Annotated in this window: 13 protein-coding genes, 1 riboswitch and 1 other annotated feature; of the genes, 8 read left to right on the top strand and 5 right to left on the bottom strand. The window is 28.3% G+C overall.

Translation table 11 applies throughout. The features are described from left to right. Positions 1-207: 207 nt before the first annotated feature. Positions 208-468, top strand: a binding site (T-box leader). 76 nt (positions 469-544) lie between these two features. Together ACTG45_RS17755 and rgaR are read left to right on the top strand one after the other, a co-directional pair. Continuing rightward, entirely contained in the window at positions 545-3,211 is a 2,667-nt protein-coding gene (locus ACTG45_RS17755) for a valine--tRNA ligase (RefSeq protein WP_479919509.1), read from the top strand. 425 nt (positions 3,212-3,636) lie between these two features. After that, positions 3,637-4,347, top strand: coding sequence for a two-component system response regulator RgaR (gene rgaR, locus ACTG45_RS17750; protein ID WP_021386188.1), 711 nt, complete (start codon positions 3,637-3,639; stop codon positions 4,345-4,347). Between the two features lie 265 nt (positions 4,348-4,612). Here rgaR and ACTG45_RS17745 read toward each other — a convergent pair whose 3' ends face one another. Continuing rightward, entirely contained in the window at positions 4,613-4,936 is a 324-nt protein-coding gene (locus tag ACTG45_RS17745; RefSeq protein WP_021386202.1) for an AzlD domain-containing protein, read from the bottom strand. Continuing rightward, positions 4,926-5,642 carry an AzlC family ABC transporter permease gene (locus ACTG45_RS17740; protein ID WP_479919508.1) on the bottom strand — a complete coding sequence of 239 codons (717 nt, stop codon included), beginning with the start codon at positions 5,640-5,642 and terminating at the stop codon, positions 4,926-4,928. Before ACTG45_RS17740 ends, ACTG45_RS17745 begins: the two co-directional genes overlap by 11 nt. An 813-nt stretch (positions 5,643-6,455) precedes the next feature. Between ACTG45_RS17740 and ACTG45_RS17735 the strand changes: the two genes are divergently transcribed. Together ACTG45_RS17735 and ACTG45_RS17730 are read left to right on the top strand one after the other, a co-directional pair. Next, the gene (locus ACTG45_RS17735) at positions 6,456-7,475 is read left to right on the top strand and encodes a S8 family peptidase (protein WP_021386222.1); all 1,020 of its coding nucleotides are present in this window, start codon (positions 6,456-6,458) and stop codon (positions 7,473-7,475) included. A gap of 142 nt (positions 7,476-7,617) precedes the next feature. Continuing rightward, the gene (locus tag ACTG45_RS17730) at positions 7,618-8,916 is read left to right on the top strand and encodes a bifunctional folylpolyglutamate synthase/dihydrofolate synthase (RefSeq protein ID WP_021386194.1); all 1,299 of its coding nucleotides are present in this window, start codon (positions 7,618-7,620) and stop codon (positions 8,914-8,916) included. A 121-nt stretch (positions 8,917-9,037) separates the two neighbouring features. Here ACTG45_RS17730 and ACTG45_RS17725 read toward each other — a convergent pair whose 3' ends face one another. Further along, positions 9,038-9,283, bottom strand: a complete 246-nt coding sequence (locus ACTG45_RS17725; protein WP_021386182.1) for a TIGR03905 family TSCPD domain-containing protein — start codon at positions 9,281-9,283, stop codon at positions 9,038-9,040. A gap of 148 nt (positions 9,284-9,431) precedes the next feature. Here ACTG45_RS17725 and ACTG45_RS17720 point away from each other — a divergent pair, with 148 nt between their 5' ends. Beyond that, positions 9,432-10,298 carry a YncE family protein gene (locus ACTG45_RS17720; protein ID WP_021386168.1) on the top strand — a complete coding sequence of 289 codons (867 nt, stop codon included), beginning with the start codon at positions 9,432-9,434 and terminating at the stop codon, positions 10,296-10,298. Positions 10,299-10,301: 3 nt separating this feature from the next. Here the strand turns inward: ACTG45_RS17720 and ACTG45_RS17715 are convergent, their stop codons facing one another. Together ACTG45_RS17715 and ACTG45_RS17710 are read right to left on the bottom strand one after the other, a co-directional pair. Beyond that, positions 10,302-10,838, bottom strand: a complete 537-nt coding sequence (locus ACTG45_RS17715) for a DUF4364 family protein (protein ID WP_009891708.1) — start codon at positions 10,836-10,838, stop codon at positions 10,302-10,304. A 190-nt stretch (positions 10,839-11,028) separates the two neighbouring features. Next, a complete protein-coding gene (locus ACTG45_RS17710; protein WP_003422115.1) occupies positions 11,029-11,232 on the bottom strand; it encodes an alpha/beta-type small acid-soluble spore protein in 204 nt (67 codons plus the stop codon). Between the two features lie 290 nt (positions 11,233-11,522). Between ACTG45_RS17710 and ACTG45_RS17705 the strand changes: the two genes are divergently transcribed. The 3 genes from ACTG45_RS17705 to ACTG45_RS17695 all read left to right on the top strand — a co-directional run bounded on the left by ACTG45_RS17705 (position 11,523) and on the right by ACTG45_RS17695 (position 16,689). Then, entirely contained in the window at positions 11,523-12,287 is a 765-nt protein-coding gene (locus ACTG45_RS17705; RefSeq protein WP_021386279.1) for a polysaccharide deacetylase family protein, read from the top strand. Between the two features lie 388 nt (positions 12,288-12,675). Further along, positions 12,676-13,989: a proline reductase-associated electron transfer protein PrdC gene (prdC, locus tag ACTG45_RS17700; protein WP_021386223.1), complete on the top strand. Its 1,314-nt coding sequence runs from the start codon at positions 12,676-12,678 to the stop codon at positions 13,987-13,989. A 436-nt stretch (positions 13,990-14,425) separates the two neighbouring features. Continuing rightward, positions 14,426-14,511, top strand: a riboswitch (cyclic di-GMP riboswitch). A gap of 15 nt (positions 14,512-14,526) precedes the next feature. After that, positions 14,527-16,689, top strand: coding sequence for a Cys-Gln thioester bond-forming surface protein (locus tag ACTG45_RS17695; protein ID WP_479919507.1), 2,163 nt, complete (start codon positions 14,527-14,529; stop codon positions 16,687-16,689). Positions 16,690-16,799: the final 110 nt, after the last annotated feature.

The raw sequence follows: 16,799 nt of genomic DNA, 5'->3' as shown, positions 1-16,799 counted from the left end.
ATGTAATCTAAAATAAATAACATGGCGTTAAAATTTAAACAAAAAATAGTATAGTTATTGACATTATAAGATAAAATAAGTTGAAAAAAATAGTATAGAATATAATAATCAGCATATAATATAAAAAAATAATTAAGAAAATTCAGAAAAAATAAAATAAAAATAATTGACAAAGAGAATAATATTTGTATATAATAATATGTAATATTAAAGACTGAGAAGAAGAGGAGTAAGTAAATACTACTAAAAGAGAGGAAAATTCACTGGCTGTAAGATTTTCTAAGTATAAGGTTTGCTGAACGTAGCTTTGGAGTTTCTAAACTGAACTGTTAGTAAGTTTAGACGGTTAGAACCGTTAAATTCTTTGAGAGTCAAAGTTGATGAAATAACATTAAACAATATTTGATTAATGTTATTGTATTTTAAACTTTGGAATTAAGGTGGTAACGCGAGCTTTTCGTCCTTTTAAAGAGGATGAAGGGCTCTTTTTTATTTCTAGATATATTTTAAAAAATTTATTTATAAAAATACAGGAGGCAAGACAATGGAAAATACGAACTTATCAAAAACTTATAATCCAAAAGATTTTGAGGCTAGGTTATATAAAAAATGGATGGATGAAGGGTATTTTAAATCTAAACCAAATCCAGATAAAAAGCCATTTACAATAATGATGCCACCACCAAACATAACAGGGCAATTGCATATGGGACACGCTCTTGACCATACACTTCAGGATATATTAATAAGATGGAAGCGTATGGATGGGTATGAAGCTTTTTGGCTTCCAGGAACTGACCATGCTTCTATAGCAACTGAAGTTAAAGTTGTTGAAAGAATAAAAAAAGAAGAAGGTAAGACAAAGTATGAAATAGGTAGAGATGAATTTTTAAAGAGAGCTTGGGACTGGAAGGATGAATTTGGAGGAAAAATATCTAACCAACTTAAACAATTAGGAGATTCTTGTGATTGGGATAAAGAGAGATTTACCATGGATGAAGGGTGTAATGAAGCAGTTATAGAATTCTTTGTAAAACTATATGAAAAAGGTCACATATACAGAGGGAATAGAATAATAAACTGGTGCCCAGATTGTAAAACTACTTTATCAGATGCAGAAGTTGAGCATGAAGAACATGACGGAAACTTTTATCATATAAAATACCCACTAAAAGATAGTGAAGATTTCTTAGAAATAGCTACAACTAGACCTGAGACGATGATAGGGGATACTGGTATAGCAGTAAATCCGGAAGACGATAGATACAAACACTTAATAGGAAAAACAGCAATACTTCCATTAGTAGGAAGAGAACTTCCAATAGTTGCAGATAATTATGTTGACTTAGAGTTTGGAACTGGTGCAGTTAAAATGACTCCAGCACATGACCCTAATGATTTTGAAGTAGGATTAAGACATAATCTTGAGCAGTTAAATACTATGAATGAAGATGGAACTATGAATGAAGTTTGCGGAAAATATGAAGGTATGGATAGATTTGAATGTAGAAAAGCTATCGTAGCAGACTTAAAGGAGCAAGGTTACCTAATTAAGATAAAAGAGCATAATCATAATGTAGGAACTTGTTACAGATGCCATACAGTGGTTGAGCCTAGATTATCAGAGCAATGGTTTGTTAAGATGGATGAACTTGCAAAACCAGCTATAGATATTCTTAAAAATGGAGAACTAGAATTTGTTCCAGAAAAATTTGATAAAACTTATTCACAATGGCTAGAAAATATAAGAGATTGGTGTATATCAAGACAATTATGGTGGGGTCATCAAATACCAGCTTACTATTGTCAAGAATGTGGAGAAATAGTAGTAGCAAAACAAATGCCTGATAAATGTCCTAAATGTGGAAGCACTCATTTTAAACAAGATGAAGACGCATTAGATACTTGGTTTAGTTCTGCACTATGGCCTTTCTCTACTCTAGGATGGCCAAATAAAACTGAAGCTTTAGACTACTATTACCCAACAAGTGTACTTGTTACAGGATATGATATAATATTCTTCTGGGTAGTTAGAATGGCTTTTGCAGGGATGTTCTGTATGAATGAGAAGCCATTTGACCATGTATTAGTTCATGGATTGGTAAGAGATTCTCAAGGTAGAAAGATGAGTAAATCTTTAGGAAATGGTATCGACCCATTAGAGATAATCGAGCAATATGGAGCTGATGCACTAAGATTTACATTAACAACTGGAAATTCCCCAGGAAATGATATGAGATTCTATATGGAAAGAGTAGAATTTGCTAGAAACTTTGCCAATAAATTGTGGAATGCATCAAGATTTGTATTTATGAATATTGATGAAGATATAATTAAAAACATAACTAGAGAAAGTGTTAAAGATAACTTAACTTTAGCAGATAAATGGATAATATCAAGAGCAAATAATATTGTAAAAGAAGCAACTAATAATATGGATAAGTTTGATTTAGGAATAGCACTTCAGAAGATATACGATTTCACTTGGTCAGAATACTGTGACTGGTATATTGAAATGGTTAAACCTAGATTATATGGAGAAGATACAAATGCTAAATCTGCAGCATTATATACATTAACTTATGTTCTTGAAAAGATATTAAAATTATTACATCCATATATGCCATTTATAACAGAGGAGATATACACTTACCTTCCTACTGTTGAAGGATGTATAATAGTATCTGAGTGGCCAAAATATAATGAAGAAGATAATATGGCTGAAGAAGAAGAAATGATGAATTTATTGATGGAAGGTATAAGAAGTATAAGAAATGTAAGAGCAGAAATGAATGTACCACCTTCTAAGAAAGCTAAATTGATAATAATACCAAGTGAGGAAAAGATAGAAGCTATTGAACTTGGTAAAGATTATTTCATAACTTTAGCATCTGCTTCAAATGTTGAGGTAGCAAAAGACAAATCTAATGTACCAGAAGATGCAGTTGGAGTAGTTATTGATGGTGTTGAAATATTTATACCTCTTAATGAGTTAGTTGACTTTGAAAAAGAAATTGAAAGATTATCTAAAGAAAAGAAAAAATTAGAAGGAGAAATAAAAAGAGTTAATGGAAAACTTGCAAACCAAGGATTCCTAGCAAAAGCTCCTGAAAGTCTAATTGAAGAAGAAAAAGCTAAAAAAGAAAAATTTGAAGAGATGATTAAATCTGTTGAGGAAAGACTAATAAATTTAGAATCTAAAATAAAATAAATGAAAGTGTTAATAAAAACATACAAAAAGTACGTAATTTGTACTTTTTGTATGTTTTTCTTTCTATATATACAAATATGATGTTATAATTCATTACAGATGTGTTATATTTTTATCTTATTTTATGATTATATTAATCTTACATTTAAAAAATTTATGAGTAATAAAAATTTGCTGTATTATGATATTTAACATAGCATAATAAAATACATATTACATTTGTTTTCATATATTTTTTACACAATATAACTAGAAAAATAGATGAATTTATCATAATTTAAGTTTATGTATCAAAGATAATTACTAGAAGTAGTTTAATCGACAATTTAAACTTGTAAAAAAATTTGAATAGAAAAGTCAATGAGTACAGTTTGGAAATTGAAATAAAGTAAACTAAATGATATTTTAGATTTGGAGGTGATATTATGTTCAGGGTAGTTATATGTGATGACGAAAAAATACAAAGAAGCATACTGAAGGAATTTGCAGAAAAACTTTTGTCTGAAAGGTGTCTAAATTATCAAATACTGGAATTCTCCTGTGGAGAAGATTTAATATCCAAATACCCAGAAAAAATTGACATTATATTTTTAGACATCCAAATGAAAGATATCAATGGAATTGAGGTGGCTAAAAAAATAAGAAAGTTTGATGAAAAAGTAGAAATTATATTTACAACAGCTTTTTCAGAGTATGCTCCCCAGGGTTATGAAGTACGTGCTTATAGATATTTAGTAAAACCTATAGAGTATAGTAACTTTGCAATGGGTGTAAATCTTTGTATTGATAACCTTCAAAGAAAGAAGGAGCGTTATATAGTTTTAAATAGTAAAAAAGGATTTAATAGAATACTGATAGATTCTATTTTATATGTTGAAACTGTAAAGAGAGATTTAGTTGTACATACATTAGGGAGAGATTATAAAGCTAATATGAGCATGAAACAAGCAGAAAAATTATTATGTGAAAATGGATTTTTCAGATGTCACACAAGTTTTATTGTCAATTTGAGAAGAATAGAAGATCTTGGGGATAATATGATTACTATTAATGATAAATTTATACCTATTAGTAAGTACAGGCTCAAAGATTTAAAAGTAGCATTAACAAGCTTGTTATGTGATATAATGTATTAATTTTGAAAAAGGTAAAGTAAAATATTTTGAAAAATATTTAAAGTCATCACAGAGCTATTAATTTAAAACTGTCTTAATATAGAAAAAATTCTCTGTATTAAGACAGCCCTTATTATGATGTAAAATAGTAGCTTATAGATTATTGATATTGTTTTAGATGTAGAGTACACAATTATAATAGATTAATTATTAGTATATTATGACTGATTTTTATATGCAGTATTGTACAGTATTTCAGTTTTTTACTGTATAGTGACATAAAATTTTAAAAGATGACTCCAAAAAAGCATATAGATATTGCACCTACAGCTATTGAGATAGCAATAGATTTAAATTTATAAGCTACTAATAGTACTATGATACCTGATATAATTTTGGGATTGGTGAATGACAAATATATACTATCTCCATTAAAAAAAATATCCTTTGCTATTAGTGAACTAAGTATAGCGATAGGTATAAATTTCATAATGTCTTTAATAGAATCAGGCATATCATTTTTTGAAAGTATTATCATAGGTAAAATCCTTGGAATATAAGTAACAATTGCCATACCTAAAATAACTATAAGTATGTAATTAGTATTCATAGACTTCCTCCTTTTTATGAGTTAATTTTTGTATATAAAAGCCAAATAAAGCAGATAAAACAGAGGCTATTATGATAACTAAACTGCTTTTAAAGAAAGTATATAAAACTATTGATAATAGGATAGAAAGCATTGAAACGAGTATATATACTTTACTTTTAATTTGATTAACTACTAATGTGATGAACATTGCTGTAAGTAGGAAGCCTGCAACAGAATCACTGATAGTAACAATTTCTCCAAGAAATGCTCCTAAGAAACAACTACCAGCCCATACTATTATACAAAGATTGTTTAGGTATAATGCGTGTCTATCTGTCCAAGTACCATAAGTATATTTTTCTAAGTTTATAGCGAATGTTTCATCTGTAACACCATGGCAAAAATACATTAAAAATCTCATATTTTTATTTTTTATATGCACATGTAGGTTGGAGCTCATTAAAAAGTTACGAAGATTCAATATAAATGTAGTTAATACTATTGAAGCTATACTTCCATTTGAAGCTAGCATTGAAGCTGCTACAAATTGTGAACTACCCGCAAATACCATAAGTGACATCATTAATATGTAAAAGGCAGATAAACCTGCTTTTTGAAGCATAATACCACAAATAAGTCCTAATGGAATATATCCTAGAAATATTGGGATTGATGCCAGAAAACTTTCTTTTAAGATTTCTTTTTTTGATGTTTCTTGTTTCAAATACAATCACCCCTTTAAAATAATGAATATTTATAAAATTCTATAAATATTTGTTTCATTTTATTATATCTATTTTGATTGGTTATATCAATGTTTGAGGCAACACAGTATATACATTAAAATAATTATTTATAATTTGTAGAACTTATAGTAATAAATTAATAGATAGTTTAATTCTATTAAAAGACTTCCTTTTATGCGATTTATTTATTGAAATATGATATAATGTATAAGGGTGTAGGTATTGCTTCTTAGGATAATACCTATATAAATTTTTAGAGTGTACTTGGTACAAATTTTTACATAGTAATTTAAATTTATATTTATTCGCAGTTCTTGGTGTTTTTTTACACTTTGATTCATACTTTGTAGAATGAATAGTATGTTTTGTAAGATAGATTACAAGACGATTATATTTAAATTAATTTTCTTATAGTATATAAATAATTATTCCCCTAAATAAAAATGAGATTTATGTAATCTAGATTGAAAAGTATAATATACAATTGATAGTTAATTATGAATAAGTATTAATAAAGTATACAAGGGGATTGTCTAATAAGAAGGATAATCTCCTTTTTACAAAAAATTCTAAATTGTGATATAAATCTAAAAATTTTATCTTAATTTTTAACTATTTAATGATAATAATTGATATAATGAATATAAATTGAATATATAGTATACTTAATTTGTGTTTTTAGAAATAAATATAGCATTTAAAAGATAAATTGTGCAACTTAAATTAAAGTTTAAGATGAACTATTAGCATAGATATATTAAAAACTTTTAGTAATGGAGAATATATGTGATATGAATAATAAAGTTAAGGTTGCAGTATTAGATACAGGAATAGATAAAGAACATGATTACTTAAAGGATAACTTAGTTGGAGGAATTGCTTTTGAATGTATACATGATTATATTTTTATATCAGATAAATTTGATGATGAAGATGGTCATGGAACTGCTTGTGCATCAATAATAAAGAAGGAATATGAAGATGTAGAGCTATTTGTCATAAAAGTTTTAGGAAAAGATAGCATTGCAAATATAAAAGTTCTTGAAGAAGCATTAAAATATCTTCTAGATACTAACATAAGATTGATTAACTTAAGTTTATCAGTCATAGGAGTAGAAAGTGTCAAGGGATTATTTGAAGTATGTTATGAATTGTTTAGAAAAGGAAAAATAATAGTATGTTCATTGTCTAATAATTTTGACTTAAGTTATCCAGCAATGTTTAATAATGTTATAGGCGTGAGAGGATTTACTTTAGATGTAGAAGATTCTTTTTGGTACAATAAAAAATATGATGTTCAATGTGTAATGGATAGTAATTCATATATAAGTTGTGACATAAACAACTCCTACAGGTTACCACCAAAATGTAATAGCTATGTAGCAGCGAAGTTTACTGGAAAAATAGCTAAGATATTGTCGGAAAATCCAGATATAGAGATATCTGATTTAAATGATAAACTTGAACTATTAGCAACTAAAAACCATTGGGATAGTTTTGAGTTTGATGAGTATAGTAGAATTCCAAACTTTAAATTGGATTTGTATGACAAAGAAAATACTCTTCTTATGAAAGTTGCTGATGTTGTTAGAGATTGTTTAAACATTAAAGCTGATAATGAAAAATTATTTCAATGTAGTCTTTTTAATAAGGAGATAGGATTAGTTTATGATAATTGTTTTAATTTACTTCAAAAATTAGAGCAGGTATTTAACATAAAATTTAATTATATGGATATCTCAAAGTATGATTTAGTTTCGATATATACATTAACTGAGTTAGTAGAAATGTATAAAAATAAAAATTTATAAATAAAGAAAATAAAGAAGTAGTAACTAGATTTAATGTAGAAGGTATTAGATTATATGTATTCTTTGTCAGTAGATTAAAAGTAGAAAATATACTATAATTAGATAACATAAAAGAAAATGCCGATACAGGGGGAATTAGATAATGAAATATGAAGAAGCATTGGAGTATATATCACAAACCAATAAATTTGGTATAAGATTAGGTCTAGAGAATATTGGAAAATTATTAGAATTATTGGGGAATCCACAAGAAACTTTAAATATAATACATGTAGCTGGAACTAATGGAAAAGGCTCAGTGTGTTCTTTTGTTTCTAATATACTAAGAGAGTGTGGATATAAAGTCGGTTTATATACATCTCCGTATTTAGAAACCTTTACTGAACGTATAAGAGTAAATGGAGAAAATATACCACAAGATGATGTTGCTAGGATAATTGAATTAATAAAAGAAAAAATAGATATTATGGTAGGACAAGGCTATGAGTATCCAACAGAATTCGAAGTAGTTACTGCAATGGCATTTTATTACTATTCAGAACAAAAGGTGGATTTTGTAGCTTTAGAAGTTGGTTTAGGTGGAAGATATGATGCTACCAATATAATAACAAAATCACTTGTAAGTGTAATAGCATCTATAAGTTTAGACCATACAGGTATACTTGGAGATACAATAGAAAAAATAGCATATGAAAAGGCTGGTATAATAAAGGAACGTGGAGTAGTACTAGTATATGACCAAACTGATGAAGCCAAAAATGTTATAAAGTCAGTTTGTAAGGAGAAAAAAGCACAATATATAGAAGTTAATTTTGATGATGTAAATATAAAAAAATCAGATATAGACTCTCAAATATATGACTGTACTGTAATGAAAGAAATTTACAAAGACCTTGAAATAAAGTTGATAGGTGAACATCAAATAAATAATTCTATATTGGCGATGAGTGTAATAAAATATCTAAAAGATATAAATAAACTAGAAAATATAAGTGAAAAATCTATAAGAAAAGGACTTATAACTACTCAGTGGCCAGGAAGAATAGAAAAAATAAAAGAAAATCCAATTTTTATAATAGATGGTGCACATAATGAAGATGGAGCAAAATCTTTGGCAAAAGCACTTGATAAAAATTTTAAAGAGAGAAGTTTAACTCTATTGATAGGTATGCTAGAAGATAAAGATATTGATAGTGTTTTAAATATATTATTGCCACGTTTTAATAAGGTAATAACAACAACACCTAACAATCCAAGGGCCATAAATTCAGATATACTAAAAGAGAAAGTATTAAAATATGTGGATGATGTAACATCAAAACACGAGATAGAAGATGCAGTAAATTACACACTAGAAACAGCAAATAAGGATGATGTGATAATAAGTGCAGGTTCTTTATACATGATTGGCACAGTGAGAACTTTAGTAAAGAAATTATAATTTTATAAATAAATACAGGAATATAAATAAAAATATAAAAAAGAGTTGTCTAAGATGGTAGACAGCTCTTTTTATGTAAAGTAAGTTTTTAATAAATTTTATTGATGTTATATAGTAGTAATTATATAGATTGACGGATAGCCTTAGATAACTGGTCTGGGCAAGAAGTACCTTTTCCACCGCAATCAATACCATTTAATTTATCAGCTACTTCAAGAGCATTTTGACCAATTATTAAGCTTCTAAGTCCTGATAAATTACCATTACATCCTCCTACGAACTCAGCATCAACAATCATATTATTTTCATCAACTTCAAAAATCATTTCTCTACAACAGACACCACTTGGGTTAAATGTTACTTTCATTAAAAAGACCTCCATTAAATATTATTTCATTTTTTTAACATTAATAATAATACCAAATATATGCGTAATAATGCAACTATAAAGCATAATACAAGCTAATGAAATAATATATTATTGTAGTATATGTATTGTGGAGAGGAGGGGTTATGTGAAAATCTATATTTCTAACTATCTATCAAAGAGCATTAGCATAGTTGATTATTCTACACTTGAGCTAGAAAAGGAAATAGTATTAGAAGATAATATATATCCACATCATTTTTGCATAGAAAAAGAAAAAAATTTAATATACATACCTAGCTCAAGTAATGGTATACTCTATGTCTTAGATTTAAGTAATGATAAAATAATTGACACTGTTTCCATAGGAGGAAGTCTTAGTCAAGTTGTACTTAGTGATAATGAATTATTTGTAGCAAATGAAGATTCTAATAGTATATATGTATTGGATAAAGACACATTAAATCCAATAGGAATTATTGGTGTTGATAATATGCCACATGGATTTGACTTTGACAGAGAAAGTAAAAAATTATATGTACCGTGTATAAATTCAATAGTATGTATAGATACAATAAATAAAAATATACAAAAGAAAATTAATATGGACTTTAGAGCATGGCATATAGAACTTGATAAGCAAAAGAAAGAAATGTATATATCAACACTTGATGGAAAGCTCATAATAGTTGATGAAGTAAGCATGGATATAAAAAAGGTATTATATGAATTCTTATTACCAGTGGAAATAAGATTTAATTATAGTGGCAAAAAAGTTTATGTTGCTGACTTGGGTTATAATAATGTGAGAATTTTAGATTATACAACAAGTAGATATATTGGAAATATTGAGATAAATGGAATTCCTCAGGGATTAGAAGTATCTAAAGATGAAAAGTTATTATTTGTATCAGACACACAAGAAAACTCAGTGAAAGTTTACGAAACCGCAAATAATAAATTAATAAAAGAAATCAAGGTAGGAAAAGAGCCTACAACTATAATTTGTTTGTAGGCTTTAATGTATGTCTCTTATAAGTAAGTCGATAACTTCGGCATACATATAAGATGCATTATTTTTCCAGTTGTTGCAAATAAGTTTTGCTTGTTTCTCTGATGAAACATTTAGATTTAAATCTATTAAGTTAGACTGATTTTCTATGACTCTAAGGTTTACAATAAATTCATTATCACTTTGCTTTACGAAACTAGACTTTACTTGAGTATCTGCTAGTAAATTTTCTTTATTAGAATCTATATACTTGTCTATTTTTTCTGTAACACTAGTAGGTATTCGATTAAAGAAGTATTCTAGACTTTCTACGCCTCTTTGAGTAAGAGCATAATATTCTCTGTCAGAGTCTTTATATGTAGTCAAAAACTTAGATTCCATAAGCTGAGATAAAAGCTGTTGTAATGAGAAGTAATTCATCATTTCAGTCTCTAATACTACTTGAGTTATTTGAGAATTAGTTAAATCCATTTTAATTTTTTCTAAGATATATAAAATTAAAAGTTTATGATACGCTAATTCTTCAGACGAGTTTTCAAACATAAATATCATCCTCCGTCAAACTATTTCTATATATAATATATTAAACTAATTTATACAAAATTAAAAGAACAATTTGTATAGTATTATTAATCTTTAACAAATCATATAAAATTAATTTTATAAATAAATACAGAGAAATAGGGCTGCTAATTAGCAGCCCTGTTGATACCCAGGTGTCAAAATTTACTATCTATTTTCCAGCCATTTGTCTTTCAGCCATTTCAACTAATTTCTTAGTCATGTATCCACCAACATATCCATTTTCTCTAGCTGTTAAGTTACCTTTGTCTATGTTCTCATAGTTAGATAAACCTATTTCGTTAGCTATTTCTAATTTCATTTGGTTTAAAGCAGCTTTTGCTTCTGGCACTACTGTTCTGTTTGAATTTGACATAGTAAATTTCCTCCTCAAATAATTAGTTTATGATGTCTAACAACACTTTTATTTATGTGATGTTAATACTAATTTCTCCAAAATAAAAACAATATATACAGAAAAATAAAGGTAAAAATGTAAAAAATATAAAAAAATTAAATAAATGAGTATTTTAGAGCATTTAACTGGGTCAAGATAGACTTTGTTTTTTTCTTTATTGTCCTATAAATTAAATATTACAGTACTTTTTTGAGCTAAAAAAAAATAAATTTTAAATATAGAAGAAATTATCTAAAAGGGGGAATAGTATGAAAAGAGAAGTTAAAAGAACTAAAGCTTTGATATATAGTGTTTTATTTTTTTCATTATTATTAGTATTAATATTTGCTTTTGTTTGTGGAATAAAGTACATATGTTCTAAATCTGACAACTCAAAAATGCCTATATATAAAGTTGATACAAATGAGAAAAAAATAGCTTTAAGTTTTGACGTGGCATGGGGAACTAATAATATGGATGAAATTCTAAATACTTTAGATAAACATAATATAAAAGCTACTTTTTTTCTAGTTGGTAGTTGGGTTGATGATAATGAAGATATTGTAAAGGCTATAGATGAAAGAGGTCATGAAATTGGAAACCATTCAAATACCCATGCTAATTTGAAAGAAATATCAAAAGAAGATATAACAAAAGAAATAGAAACGACATCGGGAAAGATATTTAATATAACAGGGAAAAAGACCAATCTGTTTAGACCACCTTTTGGAGATGTAAACAACAAAGCTATGGACATTTGTAGTGATTTAGGTTATAAAGTAATTAAGTGGGATGTGGATTCTATAGACTGGAAAGAGCTTGGACCAAACCACGTAATTGAAAAAGTAATAAAAGAATCTCAACCTGGTTCAATAGTTTTATTTCATGCTAATATAAATGATGTAGATAACTACTTGGACACTATAATAAGTAAACTTAAAAAAGATGGATACAATTTAGTAAAGGTATCAGACTTACTATATAAAGATAATTACATAGTTGACTCTAATGGAGTGCAAAAACCTAGGAATTAATAAGTAATAAATGTATATTTTAAGTAAAGTTGTGGTAAATTATATAATATATGTTAGAAAAGTGTCGATAAAAAGACGGTGTCTATTTTTTGACACTTTTTATGCATGTATGCGATATCAATAATTATAGATTAAATTAATTAAAAAAGTGTCTAATAATTGACTTATTTAAAATAAGTTTAAATATTTTAAATAAGTTATGAATGCTGTAAGACAGTATTTTCAAAGGATATAAGTTTGTTTAAAAGTTGGCATAGAAATTGCTTTGTTAATAAGCGATATGTTCTATAGAAATAAACAATATGTTAAGACATTGTAATAGAAAAACAACATTAACATTATTTGAACAGCTTATAAAAAAATTAATATACTTAAGGGGGCGTACTAGTTGAACAAACTATATTCTATTTTATTAAAACAACACGTTGGTGGTCCAGATAAACCAGTAGTAAGTGTTGGAGATGTAGTAAAAAAAGGAACTCTAATCGCAGAACCAGCTGGATTAGGGGCAAATATTTATGCCAGTGTTAGTGGAAAAATAAGTGAAATAAATGACCAAGCTATAGTAATCGAAGCTGATGAAGTACAAGATGATACTTTTGAACCATTAAAAGGAGAAAGTATACTTGACTTAATTAAAGAAGCTGGAGTTGTAGGAATGGGTGGAGCAGGATTCCCTACTCATATAAAATTAAACATAGATTTAAAAGGTGGAACAATATTAGCAAATGCAGCTGAATGTGAACCTTTATTAGCTCACAACATAAAAGAAATAGAAGAAAGACCAGAAATAGTTTATCAAGGTATAAAATACGCTATGGAAGTTACTAATGCTGGAAAAGGTATGCTAGCAATAAAAAGCAAGCATCCAGAAGCAATAGCAGCATTCAAAAAAGTAATAAAGCCAGGAGATAACATAGAAGTTGCAGAACTAGTTGACATGTACCCAATGGGAGAAGAGAGAGCGATAGTAAGAGATGTTCTAGGTAAATTACTTGAGCCAACTCAATTACCTTCAGAAGCTAATGCAGTAGTAATAAATGTAGAGACATTAACTAGAATAGTAGAAGCTGTTGAGCAAAAAAGACCAGTTATATCTAAAAATGTAACTGTAGTTGGACAATTAAACAGTGGAAAAGAATCTATAGTATTTGAAGATGTACCTATCGGAACTACTGTTGGAGAATTAATTGAAAGAGCTGGTGGAATAAAAGGTGAATACGGAGAGATAATCTTAGGAGGACCTTTCACTGGTAAAGCTACTACTTTAGATACTCCAATAACTAAAACTAGTGGTGGTATAATAGTTACTATGCCATTTGTTAATGAAAAGAGAAAAATGGGTCTTTTAGTCTGTGCATGTGGACCTAATGAAGAAAGAATGAGAGACATAGCAGCTAAAATGGGAGTTACTGATATAGTATCAGTTCAAAAATGTAAACAAGCTCAAGAAATTAAAGGTGCATTAAAATGTGAAAATCCAGGACACTGTCCAGGACAAGCTCAAAAATGTATAGAATTTAAGAAAGCTGGAGCAGAAGTTATATTAATAGGAAACTGTACTGACTGTAGTAACACAGTAATGGGTTCTGCACCAAAATTAAAATTAGGTGTATATCATATTACTGACCATGTAATGAGAACAGTTAATCACCCATTAATAAGAAGAATAAAAGGTGATGTAAGATTAAAAATAAAATAATATAATATAAATAATAATATAATATAAAAATATATGAAAAAAACATCCTTAGAAAAGTTTGAAAAATTACTTTAAGGATGTTTTTTGTTGTAATATGACGATAAGATTATGGAATAATATAAATAATATGGAAGAAATAGACAAAAGGTAATGCATAATGTATAATGATGGAAATAGCTATTAAAATTATATTAGACAAAAATAAAGACTCAAATATGTGGCCATATTGACAAGTAAAAATTTAATGAAGTCAATCATCCAACAGGGTAAAGTTTTTGTGTTATATCAAGATACTCTATGGTATCTTTTTTAGTGTGAAAATATATTTTTGTCTTTTATTAATCAAGAATATCTTAAATAATAAGATTATATTTTAGGATATTCATAAAAAGTGCACTTAAAATACTTAAAAATAAGAATTAAAAATTACTAAAAACCTATTTATAGAAACTGTGAAGTATATCTTAAACCTGGGCACTTAAAAGATATATGGAGTTAGTAGTGCAACCTGCTATAAATATAAATAGGAGGAAAATCTTGAAAATAAAAATTAAAAAATCAAGTATAATTAGTTTAGTAATTGCTTTTAGTATAGCATTTACTGCATTTGCACCAATAATATCTTATGCTGACGAAGTAGATGGAAAAGATATAATACTCGATGGAGAGAAACCAACAGTAGGAGAAACACCAGATGGAGAGAAACCAACAGTAGGAGAAACACCAGATGGAGAGAAGCCAACAGTAGGAGAGACGCCAGATGGAGAGAAACCAACAGTAGAAGAGACACCAGATGGGGATAAACCAACAGTAGGAGAGACGCCAGATGGAGAGAAACCAACAGTAGAAGAGACGCCAGATGGGGATAAACCAACAGTAGGAGAAACACCAGATGGGGATAAACCAACAGTAGGAGAAACACCAGATGGAGAGAAGCCAACAGTAGGAGAGACGCCAGATGGAGAAAAACCAACAGTAGGAGAGACACCAGATGGGGATAAACCATCATTAGAAGAAGTACCAAATGAAATGATACCATCAGAAGAAGAAAAATTAGAAGTGGAAGAAATGAGTTTGAAGAAGAACATTGAAGATATTCTTAATCTTACTGTATCTCAAATAAATAAGATTGTATATAATTTCTGGGAAGACGAAAATGATGTAAAAACAGATGAACAGTCAGAAATTTATGAGGTACTTACTTCACGAGATGGAAATACTAGCTTTTGGTCTAATAATAAAAATTCAAAAGTAAAGAATAGTTGTTTATTAAAAGAAACAGATGGTTCAAATAGACCTTATTTTGATTTAAGATTTGATGATATTACAAAAACTTTAACTTTCGATTATGTAATAGAGGGTCTTATAGGTGCAAGCCATAAGGATGGTAAATATGTAATAGAAGGTGAAGATGGAGAACAAACTGCATTTTGTTACAATAATCATTTAAAATCTCCAAGTAATAAAAATAAGAGTCCATACTTACCAGCAGAAGATTTTAATGGTCAAGAAAATAAAAATGAAGATGCAATTAAATCTATACTATATGCAGGTTCTGAGTTTGATGGATTTGGATATAAGCAACAATTTAATTTAGGTGGAAAAGAATATGAAGGTATGATTCATTTTGCAACTCAAGATGCAATTTGGATTATGCTTGGGCAAATGAATGAGCAAGAGAGACTTAAGCTTTATCAAACTCTTATAGATTCTTATGATAGATTGATAGAGAATGCAAATACTGAAGAAGAAAAAGCTAAATATCTGAAAGACAAGGAAGCTCAAATAAATACAAAAGCTTATTTAGAAGCATTATTAGAAGCTGGTCGTAATGAGTTAAAGCCAAATGATACAGGAAAACCTAGTTTAAGTAGTGGTTTAACTGATATTAAATTTGATAAAATTCAAGATGGAACTTATGAAACAGAATCTATAGCTCTAGTAGGCTACAGTGGTGTGGTTAAGTTGAAATTACCAGATGGAGTAACTGCTTATGATGAAAACGGAAATGTAATAGGTACAGGTGAAGTAGAGATTTCAACACAACAAAAGTTTAAACTTAAGAGCATAGATAAGCCAGATGTAAAAGATAAGGTATCTGCATTATCTTATGATTATATTTTCCCAAAAGCCATTCAATATTTTAAGACAGTTTTTGATTTTGGAGAAAAAGACCACTCATCTGTATTACCAGCTAGTAAGCAAAATTTATTGAGCTATACAATAGAACAAAAAAGTGGTGAAGTAGTTGATTTCAATATAGATGTACCAACGGATGGAGACCCAGATGTAAATCCGCCAATACCACCAAATAATGATAATAATGACTCAAACGGGCATAAACCTAAGCCATCATCACCATCAGATGACACAGTGATAAATCCACCAGTACCACCATCAGATGATACAGTGATAAATCCACCAATACCACCATCAGATGATACAGTGATAAATCCACCAATACCACCATCAGGTGATACAGTGATAAATCCACCAGTACCACCATCAAGTGATATAGTAGAAAATACATCAGTACCATCAAAAAATGATACAATAGTAAACCCACCAGTGCCACCATCACATGATATAGTGGTAAAATCACCAAAAACAGGTGATGAAACGCAAATAATGCCATATATACTTATTGGTGTTATAGCAATTTGTGGATTGGTATATCAAGCTAAAAGAGTAAAAAATTAATACGGAATACTGCTTATTATTAAGTTTTAAAATATATTGTCTCAAATTGATTTAAAAATCATTTTGAGGCATTTTTTTATGTAAATATAATCTTTTTTAAAATGGATGTT

It is taken from the genome of Clostridioides sp. LIBA-7602 (assembly GCF_056688945.1).
Note: the sequence above shows the minus strand (reverse complement) of the source record. Positions and strands in the feature narration are given on the sequence as shown.